This window comes from Solibacillus sp. FSL K6-1126 (genome assembly GCF_038003445.1).
Taxonomy (GTDB): Bacteria; Bacillota; Bacilli; order Bacillales_A; family Planococcaceae; genus Solibacillus; species Solibacillus silvestris.
The window spans coordinates 2,394,986-2,420,120 of record NZ_JBBOPD010000001.1 but is presented as its reverse complement, the minus strand read 5'-3'; the positions used below and the strand labels follow the sequence as shown (position 1 = coordinate 2,420,120).

Annotated in this window: 16 protein-coding genes and 3 pseudogenes; 12 read left to right on the top strand and 7 right to left on the bottom strand. The window is 34.9% G+C overall.

Going from position 1 to position 25,135, the window contains the following annotated elements; all coding sequences use genetic code 11:
* Window positions 1-2 precede the first annotated feature (2 nt).
* Window positions 3-122 (top strand): annotated as a pseudogene (locus MHH44_RS11885) (undecaprenyl-diphosphate phosphatase); the annotation flags it as partial.
* Window positions 123-272: 150 nt separating this feature from the next.
* On the opposite strand, the pseudogene MHH44_RS11880 reads toward MHH44_RS11885, so the two are convergent.
* Together MHH44_RS11880 and MHH44_RS11875 are read right to left on the bottom strand one after the other, a co-directional pair.
* Window positions 273-451 (bottom strand): annotated as a pseudogene (locus MHH44_RS11880) (transposase); the annotation flags it as partial.
* A 515-nt stretch (window positions 452-966) separates the two neighbouring features.
* Complete coding sequence (locus MHH44_RS11875) at window positions 967-2,205, bottom strand: IS110 family transposase (RefSeq protein WP_340798685.1); 1,239 nt, start codon at window positions 2,203-2,205, stop codon at window positions 967-969.
* A gap of 609 nt (window positions 2,206-2,814) precedes the next feature.
* On the opposite strand from MHH44_RS11875, the gene MHH44_RS11870 reads away from it, so the two are divergent.
* From MHH44_RS11870 to MHH44_RS11860, 3 genes are all read left to right on the top strand, one after another.
* On the top strand, window positions 2,815-3,753 hold the full coding sequence (locus MHH44_RS11870; protein WP_340798684.1) for a magnesium transporter CorA family protein: 939 nt from the start codon (window positions 2,815-2,817) through the stop codon (window positions 3,751-3,753).
* Between the two features lie 135 nt (window positions 3,754-3,888).
* Entirely contained in the window at window positions 3,889-4,842 is a 954-nt protein-coding gene (gene corA, locus MHH44_RS11865; protein ID WP_340798683.1) for a magnesium/cobalt transporter CorA, read from the top strand.
* 120 nt (window positions 4,843-4,962) lie between these two features.
* Window positions 4,963-6,326, top strand: a protein-coding gene (locus MHH44_RS11860) for an IS3 family transposase (RefSeq protein ID WP_340798550.1) whose coding sequence is annotated in 2 segments (ribosomal slippage) — window positions 4,963-5,422 and window positions 5,422-6,326 — 1,365 coding nt in all. Because the reading frame shifts where the segments join, the coding sequence is not laid out codon by codon here.
* Window positions 6,327-6,700: 374 nt separating this feature from the next.
* On the opposite strand, the gene MHH44_RS11855 is transcribed toward MHH44_RS11860, so the two are convergent.
* Window positions 6,701-8,833: a heavy metal translocating P-type ATPase gene (locus MHH44_RS11855; RefSeq protein WP_340798682.1), complete on the bottom strand. Its 2,133-nt coding sequence runs from the start codon at window positions 8,831-8,833 to the stop codon at window positions 6,701-6,703.
* The gene (locus MHH44_RS11850) at window positions 8,826-9,194 is read right to left on the bottom strand and encodes an ArsR/SmtB family transcription factor (protein ID WP_340798681.1); all 369 of its coding nucleotides are present in this window, start codon (window positions 9,192-9,194) and stop codon (window positions 8,826-8,828) included. Before MHH44_RS11850 ends, MHH44_RS11855 begins: the two co-directional genes overlap by 8 nt.
* A 470-nt stretch (window positions 9,195-9,664) precedes the next feature.
* Between MHH44_RS11850 and MHH44_RS11845 the strand changes: the two are divergent.
* Window positions 9,665-9,937, top strand: a pseudogene (locus MHH44_RS11845) (DNA/RNA non-specific endonuclease); the annotation flags it as partial.
* Window positions 9,938-10,191: 254 nt separating this feature from the next.
* On the opposite strand, the gene MHH44_RS11840 reads toward MHH44_RS11845, so the two are convergent.
* Window positions 10,192-14,700 (bottom strand): S8 family serine peptidase, encoded by a 4,509-nt coding sequence (locus tag MHH44_RS11840; RefSeq protein ID WP_340798680.1) that lies wholly within the window; start codon window positions 14,698-14,700, stop codon window positions 10,192-10,194.
* A gap of 812 nt (window positions 14,701-15,512) precedes the next feature.
* On the opposite strand from MHH44_RS11840, the gene MHH44_RS11835 reads away from it, so the two are divergent.
* From MHH44_RS11835 to MHH44_RS11825, 3 genes are all read left to right on the top strand, one after another.
* Window positions 15,513-15,956 (top strand): hypothetical protein, encoded by a 444-nt coding sequence (locus tag MHH44_RS11835; protein ID WP_008403951.1) that lies wholly within the window; start codon window positions 15,513-15,515, stop codon window positions 15,954-15,956.
* A gap of 212 nt (window positions 15,957-16,168) precedes the next feature.
* Window positions 16,169-16,555 (top strand): molecular chaperone, encoded by a 387-nt coding sequence (locus MHH44_RS11830; RefSeq protein ID WP_340798679.1) that lies wholly within the window; start codon window positions 16,169-16,171, stop codon window positions 16,553-16,555.
* Between the two features lie 691 nt (window positions 16,556-17,246).
* Window positions 17,247-18,062 (top strand): alpha/beta fold hydrolase, encoded by an 816-nt coding sequence (locus MHH44_RS11825; protein WP_340798678.1) that lies wholly within the window; start codon window positions 17,247-17,249, stop codon window positions 18,060-18,062.
* Between the two features lie 205 nt (window positions 18,063-18,267).
* On the opposite strand, the gene MHH44_RS11820 is transcribed toward MHH44_RS11825, so the two are convergent.
* The gene (locus MHH44_RS11820) at window positions 18,268-19,458 is read right to left on the bottom strand and encodes an oxalate decarboxylase family bicupin (RefSeq protein ID WP_340798677.1); all 1,191 of its coding nucleotides are present in this window, start codon (window positions 19,456-19,458) and stop codon (window positions 18,268-18,270) included.
* A 546-nt stretch (window positions 19,459-20,004) separates the two neighbouring features.
* Between MHH44_RS11820 and MHH44_RS11815 the strand changes: the two genes are divergently transcribed.
* Window positions 20,005-20,583: an SF0329 family protein gene (locus tag MHH44_RS11815; RefSeq protein WP_340798675.1), complete on the top strand. Its 579-nt coding sequence runs from the start codon at window positions 20,005-20,007 to the stop codon at window positions 20,581-20,583.
* 95 nt (window positions 20,584-20,678) lie between these two features.
* On the top strand, window positions 20,679-21,155 hold the full coding sequence (locus MHH44_RS11810; protein WP_340798674.1) for a GNAT family N-acetyltransferase: 477 nt from the start codon (window positions 20,679-20,681) through the stop codon (window positions 21,153-21,155).
* Between the two features lie 439 nt (window positions 21,156-21,594).
* Here MHH44_RS11810 and MHH44_RS11805 read toward each other — a convergent pair whose 3' ends face one another.
* Window positions 21,595-22,290: a response regulator transcription factor gene (locus MHH44_RS11805; protein ID WP_340799512.1), complete on the bottom strand. Its 696-nt coding sequence runs from the start codon at window positions 22,288-22,290 to the stop codon at window positions 21,595-21,597.
* A 198-nt stretch (window positions 22,291-22,488) separates the two neighbouring features.
* Between MHH44_RS11805 and MHH44_RS11800 the strand changes: the two genes are divergently transcribed.
* On the top strand, window positions 22,489-23,430 hold the full coding sequence (locus tag MHH44_RS11800; protein WP_340798673.1) for an alpha/beta hydrolase: 942 nt from the start codon (window positions 22,489-22,491) through the stop codon (window positions 23,428-23,430).
* Between the two features lie 78 nt (window positions 23,431-23,508).
* Window positions 23,509-25,122, top strand: a complete 1,614-nt coding sequence (locus MHH44_RS11795; RefSeq protein ID WP_340798672.1) for a flavin-containing monooxygenase — start codon at window positions 23,509-23,511, stop codon at window positions 25,120-25,122.
* Window positions 25,123-25,135 lie beyond the last annotated feature (13 nt).

Here is a 25,135-nt window from a genome sequence, read left to right as displayed (position 1 = left end):
GCTCTTTAGTTGCTTCCTATTTTTTGTTATAGTGGTTTATTAATATTATGCAAAGAGGGAAACTTGGTTACTTTTCAATCTACTGTTTTGTAGTTGGAATAGCAGTCATTATTTTAAGGTAAATAAATCTTCTACTCCACTTAAAGGGTGGGGTCAGATTGTCGACAAAAGGCATCGAGAGCCCGTCTCTCGATGCCTTTTGTCATTTCTTTTATCAAATTAGTTCCTGGAATTCTGTAAAAGAGTCTCCTCTTCGAGGAAATATGCCTCTATTAAGCCCCTTGCCAAGTCCATGTGGCAAGTTTCTTCAAATTCATGGCAACAAAAGTAGCATCGCCTGCATTGACAATTTTTTAAGGCCCCTTAAAGTTGTCCATCGCATACCATGCTTTTCTTTCGCATCCGCAAAGACACGCTCAACCGTTTCTTTACGTTTCGCATAGATTGATTTAATTAGGTGGAGGAAATAGTGGAGCTCAAATCGCAGTAGAATTATCAAAGGAAAAAGAAACATACTTAGCAATTAGTAAAAAATTATCCTTTACCTTTAGTGTTTTTAAATAAAAGTATGTACTGGTGGTTAGATCAATTTGGAATATTAAAAGTGAGTTCGAATTCCTTCTTAGGAAAAGTAATTCAAAAAAAGGGAGATCCAATATTTGGATTTGAATTGAGAGAAGCAATTAAGAGAAAAGAAATTTTCCTAATACCTCGGGTAATGAATGGTGTACATAACGAAATTACCTTTAAAGAGTTTATCTATTGAATTCCTATTTAATATTTGCGAGGTATTAAGAAAATATTTGTTGGTAGGCAGGGTTTCTTATTCCACAAAACCAGCTAATAGTTGTCAAGATTTTTCGATAAAAATATTAAATCCTACATGATATACTAAAAAAGGGTACACCAAATAAGCCTTCCTCTTTAAAATTGGAAGGTTTTGTTTAATCTACTTAGATATACTTTTTAAACCGCATTTTGGAAGGTTTCTTTCCTTTTAAGTAGGGCATATATCCAATGTAAAAGCTTATTAGCACATGCAATGATTGCTACTCTAAATGGCTTTCCTTCTTCGCGTTTTTTATCGTAGAACTCTCGTAATTTCTTATTTCTAGGGAGTATTTCATCACTTGTTTTTTGCTTACGTGCATCTCTTATACCGCATTGTACAGCCATAAATAACGCTTGTCTTAACCTGCTGGAACCTCTTTTGGTTATACGATTGATGGAAGCAGTAAATCGACCAGAAGAGTAAACGCTAGGATCTATCCCGGCGAATGCTACTAGCTTTTTAGGATGGTTAAACCGTTCTATCTCTCCAATTTCAGAGATGATTGTTGCCGCAATCTTTTCTCCAACACCAGGGATAGAATGGATTATCTCATATTCTTCAATTTCTTTAGCGAGGGCATCTATTTCTGCTGCTAACTTTGATAGATGCTCTTGATATTGAAGAACAATGTTAATAAACATTCTTAGGTTAAAGATATGGCTTTGATACAAGTTGTTTTGAAATGGATTACGTAATGCAGCCTCTCTCAATTTAATTGCCTTTTCTTTTGCCCATCTTTCTGAACGGGTTGTACATAATTCCGCAATTTTATTAGTAAGTTCTGATTCGCTAACACTTAAAACCTCTTTGGAGGTTGGGAAGATGGATAGAATCTGTAACGAAATTTTTGAATAGAGATTTCCAAAGACACCTCTGTATTCAGGGAAAACCTGATCTAAGATGGACTGTAGCTGTAACTTTGTTTGTGCAGCTGTGCTTGATACTGTTTCTTGTTGTCTAGTGAGATTACGAAGATTTAAGAGTTGTATACCTCTCTTTTTATATGGCTCTAACTCTTCCTTGTAATACAATTCGCATAGATGATAGGCATCAATGGCATCGGTCTTTACCTTGCGTAAATTTGTACTTCTAGCTCGATGAGAGATAAGTGGATTAACAATAATATAGACGTATTGTTGCTCCTCCAAAAATTGAATAACGGGCATATGATATTGACCTGTAGATTCTAAAATAACCGAAGGTTGCTTACCATCAGCCAATTTCTCTACTTCCCTTAGAAATTCTAATAAACTATCTAAACCATCAAGAGTATGTTTAATACTAAAGCTCTTACGATATGGTTTGCCTTTATCTAAAAAGGCTTGAACCTGACTTTCTCCTTTTGAAACATCCAGACCTACGACTGGATTCATAATTACATCTCCTCCTCAAGAATATAAATTAGTCGGTAACCCCTAAAGCTGCTTGTAATGTCATAGGTTCGCTTGTTAAACGGGATCCTTGTCCCAACCAGCTCGAAACATGTTTATACAAGTAGGGGGTGAACAGTTTTGCGGACGGGATCAAGTCCCACGGGCGCTACGTTCTACCCCGACTACCGTTATAATAAGACCTAGACAAAAAAGGTCAACCAGAAAAATCTGGCTAACCTCATATTACGATCGGGCGCTTTCCTTGAATAAGGAAAGGCTCTTTTTGCATTTAAGGGCCCTATTGTTGAACAACACCTAAATATCTATCTAGGTTAAACTTTGAAAAGTTGTAAAAATGTTTCCTTAACGTTGCAGGTTCATATTTTGTTTACAATTATACACTTACAAAGTAGAATATGTGAGGATATAACTTATTTAGGATAAGGAGTTGAATTTTTATGAGTAGTCATAATTGTAACGAACCAGAACCGGATTCTGGTAAAAAGGAAGACATAAATGAACTATTCTGTAGAATTTTGAAAACTGTTAAAAATTCAACTTTGAATGGTATAGATTTTTGACTTCCTGAACAATGAGGAGGTTTTACCAATGTTAAAGATTTACTTATCCAATAAGCAAGGAGTTCTTCAAGAAATAACAAAAATTCAAAATGGGTGTTGGGTTAATTTAATAGCACCAAACGAGCAAGAAATTATTGATATTTCTAGTGAATTGGAAGTACCTTTAGAATTTTTAAAAGATCCGTTGGATGAAGAAGAACGTTCAAGAATTGAAAAAGACGGTGACAACATTCTAATTATTGTGAATGTTCCCTTGGTGTCAAAGGATGAAAATGAAATACCTATCTATGACACGATACCATTGGGAATGATTATAGCCAAAAATTGCTTTGTCACTGTTTGCTTAAAAGACAATCCGATTTTTCATAATTATTCAGATAATAAAGTTAAGAATTTTTTCACTTATAAAAGAACAAGATTTTCATTCCAGATCCTCTATTCAATGGCAACTTCATATCTAAAATATTTAAAACAAATCAGCAAAAAAACAGATGCAATTGAAAAAGAACTACATCAATCCATGAAAAACAAAGAGCTTTTTTCATTACTAAATTTAGAAAAAAGTCTAGTGTATTTTACAACTTCATTAAAATCAAATAATATTGTAATGCAAAAAATGTTGAAAAGCAATTACTTAAAAATGTATGAAGATGATCAGGAATTGTTAGAGGATGTCATTATAGAAAATCAGCAAGCAATTGAAATGGCTGAAACACATACTTCAATATTAAGTGGAATGATGGATGCTTTTGCATCTATTATTTCAAATAATGTAAATATCGTTATGAAGTTCTTAACATCAATTACTATTATTTTGTCTTTACCAACAATGGTTGCGAGTTTTTACGGTATGAACGTTTCAATTCCATTTCAACAATACCCATATTCCTTTTTTATCGCACTCATTATCTCTTTCATTTTATCAAGCTTGACTGCAGTGATATTTTGGAAAAAAAGGTTTTTTTAAACTAAAATCATTGATGAAAGTGTTAGTCCAAAAAGGATTAACACTTTATTTTATTGAATTTATTTTAGTAATAATACAATTGAGTTTAAAAGAAATGAATGATATTTAAATAACTATTAAGAAGGTGTTAATACAGTGATTAACTTCATTGGAATTACGGATGAGAATAATTTGAAAACGGAAATTTCTATAAGCAATATTAATTTTTCTAATTATAAATGGTTTTGGGTGGATTTTAATCAACCAACTGATGAAGAAATAAGACATTTAGCAGATACTTTTAGATTTCATCCGCTTGCTATTGAGGACTGTATACATAGACTTCAACGTCCAAAATTAGATTATTACGATGACTATACTTTTTTTGTTACACATATAGTTCGAGAAGAAGAAAAAAAAATTATAAAAGAAGAATTAAATTTTTTTGTTGGAGTAAATTTCATTGTCACATTCCATCTTAAGCCATCAAAGGAAGTTGATGAGATATGGGAAAGGGTGTTGCAAAAGAACATTGAAAAATGGGACCCCTTTTATGTATTTTATCGAACTTTGGACAAAATTGTAGATAATTACTTTCCAATAATATATAAAATTGAAGATGATTTAGACAAAATTGAAAATAACATAAATCATAAATCGATGAACTTCCTAATGACTGAACTATTCGACACAAGATACATGTTATTAAATCTAATGCATACAGTTAATCCGATGCGGGATTTACTCTACCGTATGTTAAATTCCCATCATTTAATTAAAATAAGTGAAAGAAGAGAATATTTTTCTGATATTTATGACCATCTTTTAAAACTATCAGACACAATTATGTCAGATAGAGAATTAACAGCTGATATAAGAGACAGCTATCTCTCCTTGAATTCACATCAAACAAACAGAGTAATGAAAATTCTGACAATTATAACTTCCATTTTTGCTCCTTTAACATTTATTGCAGGGATTTATGGGATGAACTATGAAAATATGCCTGAATTAACGTGGAAATATGGTTATTTTCTTACGCTTGGACTTATGGGGATAACGGGAATATCAATGTTTATCTGGTTTAAGAGAAGAGGCTGGTTTAAATAATACGCTACTAAAGATTAATTGTTTAAACATTTTTTGATATTCAACAATCGGGCGCTTTTCTTGAATTGAACTGCACCCCAAATGTTAGACACAAATCTATCATTTGGAGGTGCTTTTTATATGACAAGGATTACTTTTGAACAAAAATTGGATACGATTTTTCGTGTTGAAAAAGGTGATGAAGGCATTACTTCAATTGCTAGGTCACTCAATTTCACTAATACTGAATTGATACATTTCTGGATTGGCAAATATAATCTTCATGGACCAGAATCCTTGAAAAAGAGCTATACACGTTATTCTATTGAAGATAAACTATATATACTCAATTATATGAACGAGAATAGGTTGTCTGATATAGAGACTGCAGTACATTTTAATTTGCCTACTCCAGGTACAATAAGAAAATGGCGAATTAGTCTCAAAAATGTGAGTGTGGATACCCTATTTCTTAAGGAAAAGGGGCATAAACAGTTGAAAAAAGACAACTCAAAAAAAGGTAAAAATCAAAACTTTAAAGAGGGTTCATTAGAGGCATTACGAGCAGAGAATGAACAGCTACGTATGGAGAATGCATTTTTAAAAAAGTTGAATTCCTTAGTTCAAGAGAAGGAAAAATTAAAACGAAAGACTTGGCACAAGTAGTATTTGAACTAAGGGATCAATTTAGTATAAAAGATTTAATAAAGTTAGCCGGCATTAAGCGTAGCACTTATTATTATTGGACAAGTCGCTTTGACCAACCTGATAAATATGAGAATATGAAATCGGTGATTTCAACTATATATCACGACCACAAGGGACGGTATGGTTATCGTCGTATAACGTTAGAATTACGCAATCAAGGCTTCCTAATTAATCATAAAACTGTTCAAAGACTTATGAAGGAAATGGGTTTAAAATCGCTTGTACGTATTAAAAAATACCGTTCTTATAAAGGTAATGTAGGTAAAATTGCGCCAAACATTCTTAGTCGTAAATTCATTGCGACAAAACCAAATGAAAAGTGGGTAACGGACATAACTGAATTTCATTTATTTGGTGAAAAGTTATACCTCTCCCCAGTACTAGATTTATTTAATGGTGAAATCATTGCTTATAATATTCAAAGCCGACCTACATATAAACTTGTATCGATAATGTTAGATAAAGCTTTATTTTGCTTATCCGAAGGAGATGCCCCTATCTTACACTCGGATCAAGGTTGGCATTATCAAATGAAAGAATACTCTAATGCCTTAAAACAAAATGACATTACCCAAAGTATGTCTCGTAAGGGGAACTGTTTAGATAATGCAGTAATTGAAAACTTTTTTGGCCTATTAAAATCGGAACTCTTATATATGCAAGAATTTGAAAGTATGAATCACTTCAAGCTTGAACTTGAATTGTATATTGAATATTACAATCACAAACGTATTAAAGGAAAATTAAAAGGATTGAGTCCGGTACAATACCGAATTCAATCCTTCCAAGCTGCTTAACTTAATAATGTCTAACTTTTTGGGGTCACTTCAGAATAAGAAAAGTGCTTTATTCAATTATAGGGCCATATTGTGGAGCAACATTTTTTCTCTAAGGGGAAGGGGATTAGAAAAGGTGTAGATTTATAACGATAAAAGAATGGCTATACAAGTTTTTATGCAAATTAAAGATCCTGCCCAGCAGGTATAAAAGCTACTCTAAAAATGTTTCATTGATATGCATAAAATCTCGTATAAACAATGTTCCAATAAAAAATCGGTTAACGCTGGAACAACAACGTTTACCGATTTTTCGTATATCTCCAAACTTTCATTTGAGGAACGTTATTTAGGTTTAATTTGTATACGTTATAAACCCTTTTTGAACTTAATTTTTATTCTTTAACTCTCAATAATCTTAAACTGTTTAACGTTACAAGCAGTGTTGCGCCCATATCAGCAAATATTGCAATCCATAGCGTTAACCAACCAGGCATAACTAACAGTAACGCTACTAATTTAATTGCTAAGGAGAAGGTAATATTTTGCTTGATAATGACTAAAGCTTTACGGCTTAATTTAATTGTATATGGTAATTTGCTTAGGTCATCAGACATTAATGCGATATCAGCAGTTTCTAACGCTGTATCCGTTCCAGCACCACCCATAGCCACACCAACTGAAGATGCTGCAAGTGCTGGGGCATCGTTGACACCATCTCCAACCATAGCCACACTCTGATGCTTTTCACGAAGTTTTTTAATAAAGTTTAATTTATCCTCTGGCAATAAATCGGCTTTAATATCTGATACACCAACCTGTTTTCCAATGGCTTCTGCTGTTCGTTGATTATCACCAGTAAGTATTACTGTTTCTACTCCCATATGATTCAGTTTACTGATGACTTCTTTTGAGGATTCTCTCATTTCATCTGCAACGGCAATCAACGAAAGAATTTCTTTTTCTGTTCCCAAAACCATTACAGTTTTACCTTGAGTTTGCATACGAGTAATATTTTCTGTAATGGATGTTTCAATACCATTTCGAAGGGTTTCTTCAAACAAATTCGGACTTCCTACATAGTACATTTCATTATTTACTTGGGCTTTAACGCCTTTTCCTGTAATAGATTGGAACTCTTCAACCACGATACCTTTAAAGTTTAACCCTTTTTCTTCAGCTTTTTTCATAATCGCTGAAGCTAATGGATGTTGGGAACCATTTTCGATGGCTGCTGTTATTGTCAATAATTCATTTTCGTTCCCGTCAAATGTTACGATATCTGTTACAGCAGGAACACCTTTCGTAAGAGTTCCTGTTTTATCAAACGCAATCGCTTTTAAGTGTCCAGTTTCTTCTAGATGGATGCCACCTTTGATTAAAACACCCTTTTTAGCAGCATTCCCAATTGCCGTCACAATGGCAACTGGCGTTGAAACAACCAATGCACAAGGACAACCAACCACTAATATTGCTAATCCTTGATAGATCCATTCACTCCAATCTCCACCAAACAGTGGTGGAAGAACTGCAATTAAAGCAGCCAAAATGACAATTGCAGGTGTATAGTATTTCGCAAATTTATCGACAAACGCCTGGGAAGGTGCCCGTTCTGCCTGTGCTTCTTCTACAAGATGAATAATTTTCGAAAGCGTCGTATCTTCAACTCGTTTTGTTACTTTTACTTCAAGCAAGCCTTCTTCGTTTAAGGTTCCCGCAAAAACCTCATCATTTATTGTTTTAGTTACTGGAACACTTTCTCCCGTAATTGCAGCCTGATTTAACGTGGAAGTTCCCTTGATAACGATTCCGTCCATTGCTAATTTTTGACCAGGTTTTACGATCATAATGTCGTTAACTTGAATATCTTCAACATGAACCATCATTTCTTCAGTTCCACGGCGAATTAACGCTTCTTTTGGAGCAATATCCATTAATGATTCAATAGATTGACGAGCCTTATCCATTGAATAACGCTCTAATGCTTCACTAATAGCGAACAGAATGACAACCATTGCCCCTTCGCCCCATTCACCAATCACAGCAGCTCCTAAAATAGCAATCGTCATGAGCGTATTCATATCGAACTTTAATCTGCTTAGATTTTTAAACCCTTTAATGAATAGTGAATATCCACCAATTAAAATAGATGCTGCATAACCGATTGTTGGAAGGATATGTTCTTCTCCATATTGCTCCCCTAAAAACCAACTAATCACAAGCAAAACGACTGAAATATAAACCTTAATATTTTCTTTTTGCTTCCAGAATGGTTCACGTTCCACTTTTTGTTCTTTTTCATCCCGAATCTTTAAATTCTCAAATGCGCCTGCTTTTTCTAGTTCCTCAATTGTTGCATCGCCTTTCACATACACTTTAGATGCACCAAAATTAACCTTTGCATCCTCAACACCTGGCAAACCTTTAACGTTACTTTCAAAAATAGCTGCACAATTTGTACAAGTAAACCCTTGTACACGATAGGTTTTCATTTCTTCTTCTGTTAGTTTGCCTTGTTGCTCAGACATTGACCTTCACCTCTTTCTTATGTGCTAATGCAAGGGTAAACAATTGCTTGATATGGTCATCATCGAGTGAATAAAAGGCTAATTTGCCATCTTTTCGATACTTTACAATCCCTTGCTTATGAAGAGTTCGAAGGTGATGAGAAGCTGTTGCAACAGAAGAACCAATAATATTGGCAACATCACAAACACATAACTCATCATCTTGGCATAAAGCAAAGGAAATTTTTGCTCTATTTTCATCTGCAAGTGCTTTAAACAATTGGGCAACACTAGAAAGGTCTTCTTTTTCTAATTCACCTTGTATTCGATTGACTTTTTCCTCGTCATAACAATAAATTTCACACGTATCTTTTTTACTCATTAATATTACTCCTTCTTATTCAAATATCCATTTGATTATAGTGTACTCCTTTTTCTTTATTATTCAAGTGAATGTTTGAATGAAATAATAAAAAAAGAATTGGACTCTTCCAATTCCCAATAACGTATATTATTTTCCAATATAAGATTCCCAAAGCGATGTTTGGTAATATTGCTGATGATAACCTTATAATGGCATGCGCTTTAATTGAATAATCGCATATCGAAATAATCAAATTCTTTTATAAGAACCAAAATAGATAAGTAAAGAACCAACTGTTTTGATTAAAACTTTGTTTCAAAACAGTTGTTTCTTTCTTTATAAAATCAGCGTTTTGCAACTTATTTTTAATCAAACTTTATTAAATGCTACAAATTCCACTTATTTTTCCCCATATAATTTGGGGGAAAATATGTACAAGTAAAGGTAATATACACTATTATGTTTTTATCCCGATAAATTTAGATGTACAATATACTTTAAAGGGGAAAAAGATTGTTGATAAATTTGACAATGTGAACCCTGATGAAGTAAACAAATCACTCGGTTTAACAGGTAATGAACCTTCCAAACCAACGAATTCAAACACAAAAGGTGATATTTCCAGTGTTGATACAAATGGGAATGGACAAGTGACGATTAAAGAAGCAAAAGCAGCAGGTTTCAGTATGCCGATAACGAGTGATCATTGGTTATATCCCTATATGCACGATGCCGATAAGGACGGTCTTGTAGGGGAGTAAGCTTCCTGGCTCTATCTGCTTGCGGGTACAGGATTTATTGTAAATGTATGTGTTTTATTATGCGCTAATCTATTATTCTCAACTATAGGATTATAAATATAGCCACAAAAGAATATTAAACTGAAGAAATGCTTTAGTCTCTTATTAACCATTGTAAATATTTTGTCAAAAAAAAACACCCCGAAAGTTAGTTTTTATTCTAACTTTCGGGGTGTAGCTTTAATGGTTTAAATTTGGGATATTTTCATTTTTTATTAAGGTGTCACTGTTAAGTCTGCATCTTTTAAATTCGGTGTTTCTGTTAATTCTTCTTTAGAAGATTGTTCCTCAGCTGCTGCATCGCCAGCTCCTTCTGTAATTACTGGTAAATTAATATATAATTTACCTGCAGCTTTTTGACGAGTTTCGTTATTGAAACCATCGATTGCAATTACTTCAATCACTGCACCGTTTGCAACAGTATCAGCAGGAACTGTCCAATAGCCCACATAATGACCATTTCCTTGTTCCATCATTGGTAATTCAGTTGCATTTTGAACTACGTTTGTTAATGGCATATGGATCACAAAAGTAGGTTTTAATCCTGGCTCACTATCAAACTCAATTTTAACTGTCTTACCCGTTGTAATTGTAATGTCTGTAGCTGGTTTTAAGTTTGAAATTATTGGTGCATCGAAATCAGCAGTTACAGTAACTGTCTTAGAAACACTGTTGCCAGCTTTGTCTGTAGCTACTACTGTGATTTCATTCGCTCCATTATCTAGAATAATACGGTGCGAATATTTTCCATTACTAATCTTTGCGTTAAAGCCATTAACAGTTACTGTGTCAATATTTTCATCAGTAATTAAACCTTCTACAGTTACTGTTTCACGATTTACTTTTTCACCATTAGATGGTTTGTCGATTGTTAGTTCAGGAGCTACCGTATCCAAAGTCACTAGAACCGGAGTTGATTCACCTGTTACACGACCATCTAATTTTGAAAGAACTGAAAATTCATTAACGCCTTCAACTAGGTTTGCTTTAATTTCAAATTTGCCATCGTCTCTAACTACTGATGATGTAACTACTTCGCCATTTTGTTTTAACTCAATAGTTGTTGTTGGAGAGGCTGTTCCAGTAATTGTTGTTTCAGGCTCATTTGTAATCGAATTTGTCACTGGAGAAGTGATTACTGGGCCAACTACTTCATAGCTAACGCGTGCGCGAATCATATAGTTTCCTTCGCTTGCAGGAGCTGTAGACCATGCACCTGATACATGCTGATAGCTTCTTGCTGCATTTTTGCCATCTTCATCCGTTGCAAGACCTGGAGTGTTCGGGTTTGCAACTGTTTGGCGGTAAACCATATAGAAGTCATCATTGACAACAATATTATGTTCTGTAAGGTCTACTACTGTCCATTCACCATTTCGAAGAGCCGTTGCATTAATCGGACCAGCTAATTGTTTACCTGGCGTACCGTCTGCACCGGTAGCATCCCAAACTTCAACTGCAAAGGCAGTTCCACCTGGGTTAGGCCATTCAGTTGTCCAAAAACGGAATACACCATCTGTTACAATACCGTTTTCTTTACCTTCAGGAAGAGACATTTTTACTGCCCATGCATTTCCAGCCGCATTGAATGCGCGCGCATTTTCAGGAGTGCCATCATCATAGCCAATTTCTCCACCTGGATATGTGTAGAAAGGTTCAAGAGAAATGCTTAGAGGTGATAATTCACCTGTAAGAGAAACAGGGATTTCTTTTCCATGGTATCCGCGAGCAATTACTTTAAGTGTGTACGAACCTACATATGCTGTAAGGGCAAAGTTACCGTTAGCATCTGTTTGTACAGGAGCGATATTTGCGTCTTCAACTAGAATAACTGTTGCACCTTCAATCGCTTCTCCAGTTGATTCGTCAGTAATTGTACCGCTTATTGTATTTTGTTCAATTTCATCTAATGTGAAATTCGCAGTAGAAGTGCTATCAGCCTCGATTGTGACTGATTGTACTTCTGATGTGAAACCGTAAGCCTCTGCTTTTACATTAAATGTGCCCGTACCATGTGTCAGTTTGTATGAACCGTCTGCAGGGCTTGAGTAAACCGAGCGTCCTGACTCTATTACACTGACTTGTGCGCCTAATGGAAGAAGTGTTGGATTGTTGATTACTTCAATCTCAGGTGCCTTATCTTTTGAAAGTACATCAGGTTTAATTGTCTTTGGATCTACAGCTTCTTTTAATGCATCTTTTTCTTTCCCGTTACCTTTATTGCCATTATTACCGTTGTTGCCATTGGTATTACCTTTATTGCCGTTGTCATTTCCTTTACCATTTCCGTTGCCATTATTATTGTTTTTACCTTTAGAAACTTTACCAGTTTGAGATACGCTAGCTAATGCCACATCATCAATATACCAGCCATCTCGTTGTACACTAGAATCTGAAAATGCATTGAAACTAATATAGATACGTTGTCCAGCATAGTCTGATAAATCAACCTCTGCGTCTAACCAACTATTTGATATACCTTGAACCATTAATAATTGTGTCCAGTTTTCTTGGTCTGTTGACACGAATAAATGTCCATAATCATACGCTCTACCAGAACTAGCTTGTTCGAAGTTATGCCAATGTTTAAATTGTAAATATGAGTTTCCTTCAGGCAGGTCAATTGGAGGTGCAACAAGTGTCGCGTTCATGCTGTTTGCATATGTGCCAGATAAGTTTGTTGCATACACCTTTTCACCTGAGGCAGCATTTCCTGGACCAGATGTTGGTACACCCCAGTCCCAGCTATCATTCGTACCAAATGAGTACCAGCCAATCGGTTGAGTTTCAAAGTTTTCAGAATAACCAACAGTGATCCCTGGTTTTACTTCTACAACGTATTCATCACTATTTACTTCATTGTTACCAAAGTCATTAATTGTCCATTTGTACATAAATGAATTACCAGAAATTAATTCGCCCGGTATAACAACAGCGAATTCACCAGCTTTATGATCGCCCGATTTACGTCCAGCCGGGATTTGTTGCCACGTATTATTTTCATCTTTGTAGTTAAGTAATACTGAGGAAACACTAATATTATCACTTACTGCAACAGTTAAATTTAAATCCATCCCAGCATAAGTTTCATGTGGGGCTGTATGATCGAATTGAGGTGCTTCAGTATCAGTTCCTGCTTTTGTGACTTGACCTTCAAGTGTACCTAATCCTGAAATAATTGAAGAAACAGCTTCATATGCGTCCACTAATCCATAACCATATCCATGGTTAGGTGTAGTAGGGTATTGACTATCTGTTAATGGATTGGCAGTGTCTAGAAGAATCTGTTCCATTTCATCTACTGTTAAATTTGCATTCACTTGACGTAAGAGGGCAGCCACACCTGATACAGCAGGACCGGCCATCGATGTACCATTCCAACCACCTTCATAACCTCCACCCGGAACAGATGAACGAATGTTAACACCAGGAGCAGAAATGTCTGGTTTAGTTTCAGCATAAGGGGAAGGACCACGTAGAGAGAAATTACCAACTAAGTTATTAATGTCCGTTGCGCCTGTAGCAAATGATTCCGGATAGTTGGCTGGTGCAGCAACAGATCCAGCTCCACCTGGATTTGTGAACGTTGTATTACCTGCAGAGAATTCGGGGAAGATTTCTGCTGCACGCCAGTTAATAACAACATCACGGTACCATTCGTCTAATCCAGCCCCACCGCCCCAAGAGTTATTCACGACATCTGGCGCCATATCAACGCGCGGGTTTCCGTTAGCATCTGTAGGTGCTAAAATCCATTGAGCTGCCTCTAATAGATCGGCATCTGTTCCACCGCTTGCAGTGAAAGCTTTAACAGCAATATATTTCGCCCCTGGTGCAACTCCAATTTGATTTGAGCCATTTTGTTCACTACCGACCATTGTACCAGTAACATGTGTCCCATGGTCTACGTCGTCATATGGAGTAGCTCTTCCTGCAGAAGTCGAATCATACCAGCTATAATCATGAGAAACTTCTCCAGTGGCTTTGTTATAGCCGCGGTATTTTTCTTTTAAAGCTGGATGATCCCATTGAACGCCCGTATCAATACTTGCAACTACTGTACCTGAACCATCTATGCCCATTTCCCAAACTTCAGGTGCATTGACCCGTTCAATATTCCACTCAACGTTTGCAACTTCTGCATTTGGGGTTACAGCATTTTCAGTTTTGGTTGTAAAGAGCTGACGTGTTTCATTAGGTAAAATTTTCTCCACTTCTTCGAATGTAGCGATTTTTTCTGCCACTTCCTGAGTTGCTGTAACAGCAATTGCATTTACGATATAAAAGGATGTAATATCTGTTGCATTGCCACTAGCCGCTTCTTGATCAAGGAATTGCATTACTGATTGTTGAGATTCAATAGAAGTCGCCTTTAATTCAGAGACAACAGCAGAACGTTGAATCAACTTTGCATTTAGAGCAGATAAGTTTGATTCATCCGCCTTTTGGCGAGCAGCCTTAGCAACTACGGTAGAATTCGCCTTATCTTTAAATTTGACTAAGAACGTTACTTTGTTCTCCTCTTTGAAATTTTCAAGTAAGCGTTTATTCAATTTTTCGCGTGCAGAACTAAAAGTACCGCTCGAACTCGAATCTCTAAATGATTCATAGAGTTGATTGGAAGTTGTTTGTGCGCTAGCAACACCTGGAGTCAATAAAGAAAATGTCATCGCTGCAGTAGCAAAAATACTAAGTGCTTTTTTAGAATTTTTTTTCTTCCTCATTTGTATTCCTCCTTCGATTTTTAATTCACTTTGTACCTCTAATAGTAATTTGAAGCTGTAGGTTGTACTTTAAGAACAACCTTTCCTCCTTTCTTTATGCTTTTTAGGGTAGAAATTACTAATTTGTGAATTTAAATTCTCTAGATGTAAGTACTATGTTAGATTATCGAAAAAAGTTTGTTTATCGTATTATGTCGAAAATTTTAGATGAAAAATTTTTTGAAGTTAATTGACTATTTTTTTAAGGGGAAAGAGGGCAATGAGACATAGTTGGACAATTATGGTAATCGGTAATAGTAAGGTTTAGCTGATTACTGAGATTTCGTAAAAATAATAAATCATATCTCCCATTTCGAAAAAGGATTAGTTTAACCTATAAAAAGGACAATAGGTCTAAAGGTTAATTTTTTATTTTAGGTTGTAAGAGGGACTTTTTGTTCACTTAACTAATAGTTAAGTATTATTCTTAAGTAGGAAAAGGTGACAAATATTCATCGATTAATTTGTTGGAATGTTCAGTATTTTAATTAAGATAGAGAATTAGTGGTTTAAACATTTAAAAAATAAAGTAATCAAAATGTTATTTCCGACTAATTTATCGATAAATTTGAGGGGGAATAAAGTCTCGTGAGCTATCTGTATATATTTCACTAGTGTTTAGGTTTTAGTTAAAATTTCGCTTTTTTATAATGAAGTTATTTTTTGGAATTGTCGAAATTTGTAAATAGGATACTGGGTATTTCCATTATGTTTTTGTTATAACAAATCAAGTGGAATTGGCGATTAAGAAGAAAGGGATAGGAGGTCTTATTATGGCTAGCCAAAATAAAAAAGCAGAACCAATTCTGCTTTTTTACAACAACATTGTTATCCAGGTAATGTGTAGAACGAATATTCCGCTATATAAGAACATAACGAAAGAAAGGACTATACGCCAAACATTTGTTAACCTTGTAGGGAAATTTGACTTCCATAACAACCAAATTAACCCAGATAAGATAACTTTTGTACCGAGAATCATTAAGGGCGAAAGTGAACTCAACAGGGGATTTGCTTCTTCAATCCATTCGTTGCTGAGTCCCCAAGCTGTACAAATGCCATCAATGAGATTTAATACCATAATGACCAACAACATCCGTTTAATATCAAACAAACGTTTCACTATACGTCACTCTTCGCTCGAATCGCAATCTCTCCTTTTATTCTTTTTCGGTAGCTACAAATTTGCTTCTTACGAACATTCCATCTTTAGATAAGCTTTTACAAAATTGTATATTTTATACTGAATTAATAGATAAAAGATCAACTTCTTCATTTTTACCTATTATTTGTATTTTTTATTATCTATATTCTCCTTGAGTGATGTTTATAGGGCAAAAACGAGCATAAATTGAAAACTTTATGGCTGACCATATTTAGTAATTGTGAAAATAGGGTATATGTAAGATGTAATATAGGGGGAGTAAAGATGAAACTTGAATTTTTAAAAGTTGAAAAAATCGTAGAAACAGATAAAAACAAAATCATTTATATTCCAGCTGGGGGCATCCAGTTTGGTTTTAAAAATAAAATCATTTCTTTAAAGGATCCATTACGAATTGGTATAACACATGGGGGCAGCTTCCTCAATATTGTTCGCTACATCGATTTCGTAGTTTATGATGACCTATCAATCTATACAACAGGTGAGATTAAGCGAGAGAGCTTATTTGGCATCGTAGCGAATGAAGAAGTGCTATTAGCCATCCATAAAGAGCTGACTAAAAGTTGCAAGGAAGTTCCGTCTTTCAAGCCATTGGATGTTAAAGAAATTTTGAGCCGTGAATTTGAAGATGCTCATAAACAGACGAGTTAATTTCGAGATTTATATAATACATAAGTCGGAGCATTTGTTGAGTAAAATGCATAAAAAAAGAAGTAAGATAGCACAATCTATTAAAGAAAACTGAAGCACCGTTTGAAAAAATATTTCCTTCGGTGCTCTTTTATTTTTTTTATTAAAGGATCTTCATATTATTGAGAGCTATTTATAAATATTTGGTAATAAATGGTGTAATATAAAACGAGGGAGTTTTGTTATTGGGGAATCGAATTGAAAGCAAGTGATGAACTAATTGGAGAAATCGATTTGTATGATTTTGACAATTCAACTGGTAACTGTGAGGTATGTTATTCAATTTGTTATAATGGTACATGAACATACATGAAATTTATGCAGCACATAAAACAGATAATCCTGCTTCTGGAAATATTATGAGTAAATCAGGGATGGTGCAAGAAGGCATAATGACAATTTGATTAATCAGTAGCTACTACTAGCAGGTGTATTTTATTTGGTGGATTAGGAATAGCACTATTTTTATTTATTATTAAGGATGCCTTTGCGATATTTTACGGTTTGAATCTTGCCGGTTACTTACAAATAAATAGTCTTATCGTATTTATTCTTGCATTTTTAGTTACTATAATAAAAAAGATAACAGTCTAAAAAAATGGATATATTCAAATGCAGTATGGGTCAAAGATAGAGGAAAGAGGGGGAAGCAGTGCCGTATTGTAAAGTTCGTCAGGCAGAGATTTATTATGAAGATATAGGTGAAGGTAAACCTATTTTAATGATACACGGATTTACACCTGATCACAGACTAATGAGTGGTTGTATGGAGCCAATATTTACTTTAAGAGAAGGATGGCGAAGGATTTATATTGACCTACCTGGAATGGGGTTAACAAAGAATTATAACGATATAAGTAGCTCTGATGATATGTTAAATACGCTTACTGATTTTATCGAAGCTGTACTTCCAAATCAAGAATACATAATTGTAGGAGAATCTTATGGTGGCTATTTAGCAAGTGGACTTATTAGAATGCAAAAGGAACGAATAATTGGAGCGGCATTTATTTGCCCTGTTATCATTCCTCAGCAAGACGTTAGAACGATTGAGAAACATAGAATATTAAGAAGAGATGATGAATTTATCAAAAAATTGTCGAAAGTAGAATTAGTCGACTTTAGCAGCAATCAAGTTGTACTGGATGAATATAATTGGATACGTTATAACAAAGAGATTTTAGCTGGGTGTAAGCTTGCAGATGCACAGTTTTTGGCAAAGATTAAGAACAAATACGAATTTTCATTTAATGTTAATCGGACTATTTTTAACAGACCCAGTTTATTTCTTTTAGGAAAACAAGATTCTTCTGTTGGTTACAAAGATGCAATTAACATAATGGATTATTATCCAAGAGGGTCATTTGCAATATTAGATATTGCAGGCCATAATTTACAAATTGAACAGCCTCAACTATTTAGTTCTTTAGTAAACGAATGGTTAGATAGAACAGAGGAAATATTATAAGAATTTGAAAAAAGCTTGTTCAGATGCAATTTTTTAGAAATAAGTTGTGCCATTCAATAAAAAAAGAGCCTACAAACATTGATATACCAATGCTTATAGGCTTTTAGCAATGTCTCGACAGATCAGTTATTTGTATAAATTGAATATCCATTTACAGCTAAATAAATTAGAGGTAAAAAATTTTTCTTTCACGTATTTTATTTGGCTATTCAGTATCTTGATAAGTATACCCTGGGAATTTAACAACAGCCCATTTCTCTTTACGTAACGAGTCCATTAATTCTGGTCCTACATTTAAGTTGCTACTAACGATTTGTTTAGGGACCAGCGCCATCCATTGTGTTAATGAAATATCCGCATAGTTGGGACTTTTAAATACTTCTATATACCATAGGGTTTCATTGCCTGTGTTCTGAATATAATGTCCATAACAAAAAGGGATGTAGCCTACATCTCCTGCCCTCACATCAAAAGTTCGAGCAACCCCGTTAGCGGCGTATGCTGTCATCCGGCCTTGACCAGACAAGAAATATTGGAATTCATCATTATTTGGATGCCAGTGTAATTCCCTCATAGCTCCTGGTAGAATTTCAACAAGTGCAATTGACATATCCTGTGCAACTGGGAAATTTGTTGAATCTGCAATACGAACTGATCCTCCTGGTGAAAGAATTGGCTCCTGACTAAGCAAACTATGTGTAAAATTTCTTGTACCGAACGGATCTGGAATTGCAACTTCTTCAATAGGTCCTGGAACCTCTCCTTGATAAATATATTTTTCCTGCCTAGGAATATTTCGGAAGGCACTCTCAGGTACCCCAAAATTGGACGATAGAACCTCTTTAGGGGTATGGGCAAACCAGTCGGAAATTGTGAACGTATCTAAATCTGAAAACATACCATTGTCAAACATTAATAAAAATTCACAGCCCTCTTCAAGTCCTTGAATGGAATGGGGAATTCCTGGAGGAAAATACCATAAATCACCCACTCCTACATCGACAATAAAGTTTTTTCCATTCTGATCGACCGCGGTAATTCTTGCTCTTCCTACGGTCATAAAACAAAATTCCACCTCTTTATGCCAATGTAACTCTCTTACACCGCCAGGAGTTAAACGCATATTAACGCCAGCAATCGTTGTCGCAACTGGCAGCTCACGCATCGAAATTTGTCTCGACCAGCCACCATATTTTAAAGTCATATGTGTATCGGAAAAAGAAAAGCGTAGATTCGGCACCGTTCCCGCATCTGTTTCAGGTGGTACAAGCATATTTGGATTTTCTAATGCGCGTAAAATATCACGTGGCCCAGGATCAGTCGCACCGGCTCCGTCTTCCCGAATCGGTTCAGGAATTTCGTCAGCAGTAATCCTGAATTCAAATGGTTCAGACAAACATTTACCTCCTATAAAAGAAGATGCATCATGGCAATTCTATGTTGAAATTAGAGGAAACAGAACTTAGACGCAAAATCAATTCCCTAGAATAAATTTTGGAGATTTAGAAAAACCACTTCAACAATCTGACCCTTTCCTTGAATAAGGAAAGGGTCTTTTTCTATTAAGGGTCAGATTGTTGACTAATATTCTATTATAAATTGTTAATATACGAAGCTCTGGGAATTCTCCTATAAAAAATTCCAAAAGTGTATAATGAGTTTGTTAGAATATTACAATCTGAAACAAGAGCAAGAGGATGTGTCAATGATGTGGGAACAAAAATTAATTGAAACACCTAGTGGGACTTTTGGATATTTTGTAAAGGGAAGCGGTCAGCCACTTGTATAACGCATTATTCCATGGCTTTTTATAAAAATGGTAATTGGTTTGCTTCTTCATTCACGAAACATTATCAAGTATTTTTAATTGATGTCCGAGGTACCGTTAATTCACCTGTCATTGAAGCGGATTCTTGATTACCTGAAGAAAGGATTGACTGATATGCAATGGAGTAAGACTAAATCATTACTTGAAAGTTTTCTCAGTGATAAGTTACAAGGAAGAATCAAAATATACGCAACTGTATATCGGAAATTTCATGATAGTCCAAGCAGAGTCTGGATTTCATTTGATAACAAAGAAATTATAAGTGCATCTGATATTATTTATGAAAAAAAACACGAAGAATTGTATCGTAAGATAAAAAAGGAAGAAAACCTAAAAGACATTCCATTCAACGAAAATTGGTATGTAATGTTCAATTCTCCTGAACGAAAAGAATTATTAACAGCATCTGATAATGTAGAAAAATGGATGATAAACCAAAATATTTTTAACAGTTATCATTTTTATCGATCTTTTATGAAATATAGTTCTTTGACCATTGATGAAGCATTAAATTCCGAAATTATAATAATACGGGCATATGCAATGCTGGATAGAAGGCTAGGTAAAAGAAGGATAAAAAAATTGAACTTTAGCATCGAGGACACTCATCCATTAATTTTAGACTTTTATAAAATACGATGTGACGTTGAAGGAATCTCATTAATAAATAATGAGACTTTATCAAAATTATAAATAGAATCGTAATTGTAATTATTTGTTGGGCTGCTTTTATTGATTTACTTTCATGAGTACAAAAATAATAGAAATAGGGAAGGAGTTTTTACAAAATGCCAATTTCTTTAGTGCCAATTTTAGAATCAGAAAAAACTATTTTAAGAAACCTTTACTCATTGTATCTACATGATCTTTCAAAGTTCTCTTCAATGATTGACCTTGGAATAGACGGTTCTTTCAAATATGAAAGCCTGGATAAATTCTGGTACATTGATGGAATTTCACCGTATTTTATTAAATTGGAGGAGAGTATTATAGGTTTTATCTTACTATTGGAACGGCCGTTTTTGACTGAGGAGAATGATTTAGGGATAAATGATTTTTTTATAATTAATAAGTACAAGGGGAAAGGAGTAGCAGCAAAATTATTTGAAGCGAAACAAGGACAATATTTTGTGATACAAGTTATTGAAAATAAACGTGCTGTTTCATTTTGGAGAAATTTATATATTGAATTAAACATTAACATTACTGAAAAACAAGAATTAATTGATGGTGAGCAATGTTTAATTCAAACATTTAAGATATGAATCATTAAACGTATCGGCTAATAACACACAATAATCTCATTGAAATAGGGTAACAGATTTAGACTAGCGGAATAGGTAGTCGTCCCTTTTTAAAGATATCGATAGTTAAATCCGACTGCACAATCATAAAATATAGGTTTTCTCCGTCTGAACCTGCTGCACCTTCTCCATTATAATAACTAAACTTGCCCTCTCTAACTGTTTCAGCCTCAGCCCTTTGAAGGGGCTGAGGTGGAATTGGCTCCAATATTATGTGATAGGTAGATCTCCAGGTTCTGGAATTTTACTTTATGATAGTATCAGAGATGAAAAACCGAATACAAACGGTTTCAGTACTTCGCTTGGCTCATTAACTTTAAATATATAAGAAATTGGCGCACCAAAGACCTTATTTTCAAAAATGGATATGAGAATTGTTCGTTCATTAAAATCTATTTGTCTAAGTCAAAATCCTCTTTTGGAATAAAAATGCCACTGCATGTGTTCGATTTGACGTATTTGTTTTTGACATGACACTTTTAATATATTGTTTAATGGTCGTTTCACTAATTTCTAATAGGTGGGCGATTTGTTTTGAACTATAACCAAACGCAACGCATTTCATGACCTCAAATTCTCTTTTGGATAGTTTGATTTCATTGTTTTCTACATAGCATGGATGATTAAATAACATTTCTCCTACTTGACTACTAAATAAATTTGCTTCCATTAATAATTGAGGGTCAAAGTTTTTATGGAAATGGGTACCCAAAAAGTATCCAACAACTACATGATTAAAAGTAATCGGCACAACCAAGAGTGAATTTTGGTTTTCAGCGATAATATATTTTCTTGGGATATTTAAATGAAAATCATTGCTTTCAAAATATTGCGCACTTTTCTTTTGGATTGCCTCAAAAATGGCTGGAATCGTGGTTACATCATCACGAATGGATGAAATACATTTAAATTCATTTGTATTAGCACAGACAATACCTTCCGCTAAATGATCAATGGGAGAATATCGGAAAAGCATTGTTTCTTCTATTGAAAAGGTCGATAGGAAACATTCTATTATCATTTTAATTTTTTTATCTACGTTTTCTACGGAATTGATTTTAGCTAAGTTTTGTTCCCAAGTATTCCTTCCAATCACCAAAAAGAGCACCCCTTTTATATAAAAACGGTTTATTAGTTTTATATATGCTTCCCATACTCCGAAAAATCATAAAAAATCCATTCTTCGCCTAAAAGTATATATTATTTTCCCTAAAAGTAGGAATATCTATTAAACCGAGCAGCGAATAAAATAAAAGTGTCTTAAATTTTTATGTGAGAAAAGGGAGGAATTAAAATGGCAAATTTAACTGAACAAGCAAAACAATATTTAGAGAGCTTTTACAGTGGGCCGAAAATGGAATCTTTTAATCCGGTGGAATTGAAGGCAATTATGGCACAATCTCCAGTACCCCCTCATAATAATCTACCAAGCATTCATCAAACAGAAGATCGTTTTATTAAAGCAAAAGATGGTGAAGAAATTAGACTTCGCGTTTATACACCAGAAGGAGAGGGTCCCTTCCCGGCACTTGTATACTATCACGGCGGTGGCTGGGTAATTGGTACTGTTGAGATGTTTGAAGCTGCAAACCGTTTCGTTGCTACAGAAGCTAATGCTGTTGTCGTATCGGTTGATTACCGTTTAGCACCGGAAAATCCATATCCAACTCCAATTGAAGATTGTTACGCTGCACTTGAATGGGTAGCCGAACATGCAACGGATATCAGTGTAGATCCAGCAAAAATTTCAGTTGGGGGCGATAGTGCAGGAGGAAATCTATCTACTGTTATTGCAAAAAAAGCATTGGATAATAAGGGGCCCGCAATCCAATCTCAAGTTCTTATTTATCCAGTAACGAACTTAGAATTTGACACAGATTCATATAATGAATTTGCTCAAGGGTACGGACTTGACCGCGATCTGATGAAATGGTTTGGCATTCACTATGTTGGAAACGAAAAACTATACAATGAGCCAGATGTTTCTCCTTTAAAATATGATTCTGTAAAGGGATTACCTCCTGCAATTATTATTGCTGCAGAAAATGATGTGTTAAAAGACGAAGGGGTCGCTTATGCAGAAAAATTAAAACAAGACGGTGTGAACGTTCAGTATGAATTAATCCCGGGTGTTGTTCATGGTTACTACAGTAATATGGATTTCTTTGCGGATGAAACGAAACAAACGGCACAACTAATTGTCAATTTCATAAACAAAGTCGAACAAAAAGCGTAAAACGAGATTATGGGAACATGGAGGATAAAACTTCCTCAATTCCTTATAAATAAGCATAAACAAAGGAGGATCAAGCTTATGGCAAATCATGTTGATGCAATCGTTATTGGTGCTGGTTTTTCTGGAATTTATATGACGTATAAGTTACGGGAAGAAGGTTTCACGGTTAAAACGCTCGAAAAAGCAGCTGGTGTTGGTGGGGTATGGTTTTTAGCACGTTATCCAGGTGCTCGTTGCGACTCTGATAGTATTTACTACAATTACATTTTCTCAGAGGAACTATATAAAAAATGGTCGTGGTCATCACGTTTTGCAGCTCAAGATGAAATTTTAAGCTATTTAAACTTTGTTGCTGATGAGTTAGACGTGAAAAAAGAAATGCAATTTAATAAAGAAGTAAAGTCCGCTATTTGGGATGAGGATCAAACGAAGTGGCTTGTCACAACAGCACAAGGAGAAGTGTTTACAGCTACTTATTTGATTTCGGGCGTTGGATGTTTATCAACTTCAAGTATTCCGAATTTCCAAGGTCGTGAAAGCTTTAAAGGGGAGAGCTATCACACAGGGAATTGGCCACATACACCAGTCGACTTAAAAGGAAAGCGTGTCGGCGTGATTGGGACAGGCTCAAGTGGTGTGCAATCAATTCCTGTAATTGCCGAAGAAGCGAAGGAAGTCTATGTATTCCAACGTACCCCACAGTATTCCGTTCCAACACGGAATCGTCAATTTACAGAAGAAGAAATCGCTCAATTTAAAGAAGCGTTTTTAGATGCCCGAGAAATTATGTTAAATTCTCCTTCTGGATTACCCATTCCAAGATCGACAAGATCAGTAGTAGATACACCAGAAGAAGAGCGTATCGTAATTTTAGAAGATGCTTGGGAAAAAGGAGGCATGATTTTAAATAATGCCTTCTATGATATTGTCATTGATCCTAAGTCAAATGAATTGGTTTCGGAATTTCTTCGAGGCAAGATTCGTGAAAAAGTGAAAAAATCTGATGTAGTCGAACATTTGCTTCCATATTACTATTACTCAACGAAACGTCCAATTTTAGATACAAATTATCATGATACGTATAATCAAGACCATGTTACATTAGTGAACTTACGACAACAGCCAATTGAGTGTATTACAGAAAACGGTATACAGACTACAGAAAAAGAATATCCACTAGACATTATCGTATTTGCTACAGGCTATGATGCGATGACAGGTACTTTATTAAAACTTGATATTAGAGGACGCAATGGCGTATCGCTGCAGGAAAAATGGGAAAAAGGGGCAAAAGTTGAAACATATTTAGGGCTTGGGCTAGCAGGATTTCCAAACTTCTTCACGATTACTGGTCCACAAAGTCCGTCGGTTTTAACAAATGTACCAACAGCAATCGAACAACACGTGGAATGGATTTCGGATTGTCTGAACTATTTAAGAGAACACAATGTGAAAACAATTGAGCCAACAGTAGAAGCGGAAATACAGTGGAGTAAACAATGTACAGAAATTGCCAATGGTACATTGTTTACTAAAACGGAATCCTGGTATACAGGTTCTAATATCGATGGGAAATCGCGTGACTTCTTAATTTACTTAAATGGTTTAGATAATTATCGTCAACTTTGCAATGAAGTCGCTGAACATGGCTATAAAGGTTACCAATTACAGTACGAAGAAATTAAAGCATAAACAGGGGGAGTAT

What these genes read in the sequence shown, in the direction of transcription:
- MHH44_RS11875 (WP_340798685.1), bottom strand. Translation starts at nt 2,205, where the DNA reads ATGAATCCAGTCGTAGGTCTGGATGTTTCAAAAGGAGAAAGTCAGGTT.
- MHH44_RS11870 (WP_340798684.1), top strand. Translation starts at nt 2,815, where the DNA reads ATGTTAAAGATTTACTTATCCAATAAGCAAGGAGTTCTTCAAGAAATA.
- MHH44_RS11855 (WP_340798682.1), bottom strand. Translation starts at nt 8,833, where the DNA reads ATGTCTGAGCAACAAGGCAAACTAACAGAAGAAGAAATGAAAACCTAT.
- MHH44_RS11850 (WP_340798681.1), bottom strand. Translation starts at nt 9,194, where the DNA reads ATGAGTAAAAAAGATACGTGTGAAATTTATTGTTATGACGAGGAAAAA.
- MHH44_RS11840 (WP_340798680.1), bottom strand. Translation starts at nt 14,700, where the DNA reads ATGAGGAAGAAAAAAAATTCTAAAAAAGCACTTAGTATTTTTGCTACT.
- MHH44_RS11835 (WP_008403951.1), top strand. Translation starts at nt 15,513, where the DNA reads ATGGCTAGCCAAAATAAAAAAGCAGAACCAATTCTGCTTTTTTACAAC.
- MHH44_RS11830 (WP_340798679.1), top strand. Translation starts at nt 16,169, where the DNA reads ATGAAACTTGAATTTTTAAAAGTTGAAAAAATCGTAGAAACAGATAAA.
- MHH44_RS11815 (WP_340798675.1), top strand. Translation starts at nt 20,005, where the DNA reads ATGCAATGGAGTAAGACTAAATCATTACTTGAAAGTTTTCTCAGTGAT.
- MHH44_RS11810 (WP_340798674.1), top strand. Translation starts at nt 20,679, where the DNA reads ATGCCAATTTCTTTAGTGCCAATTTTAGAATCAGAAAAAACTATTTTA.
- MHH44_RS11800 (WP_340798673.1), top strand. Translation starts at nt 22,489, where the DNA reads ATGGCAAATTTAACTGAACAAGCAAAACAATATTTAGAGAGCTTTTAC.
- MHH44_RS11795 (WP_340798672.1), top strand. Translation starts at nt 23,509, where the DNA reads ATGGCAAATCATGTTGATGCAATCGTTATTGGTGCTGGTTTTTCTGGA.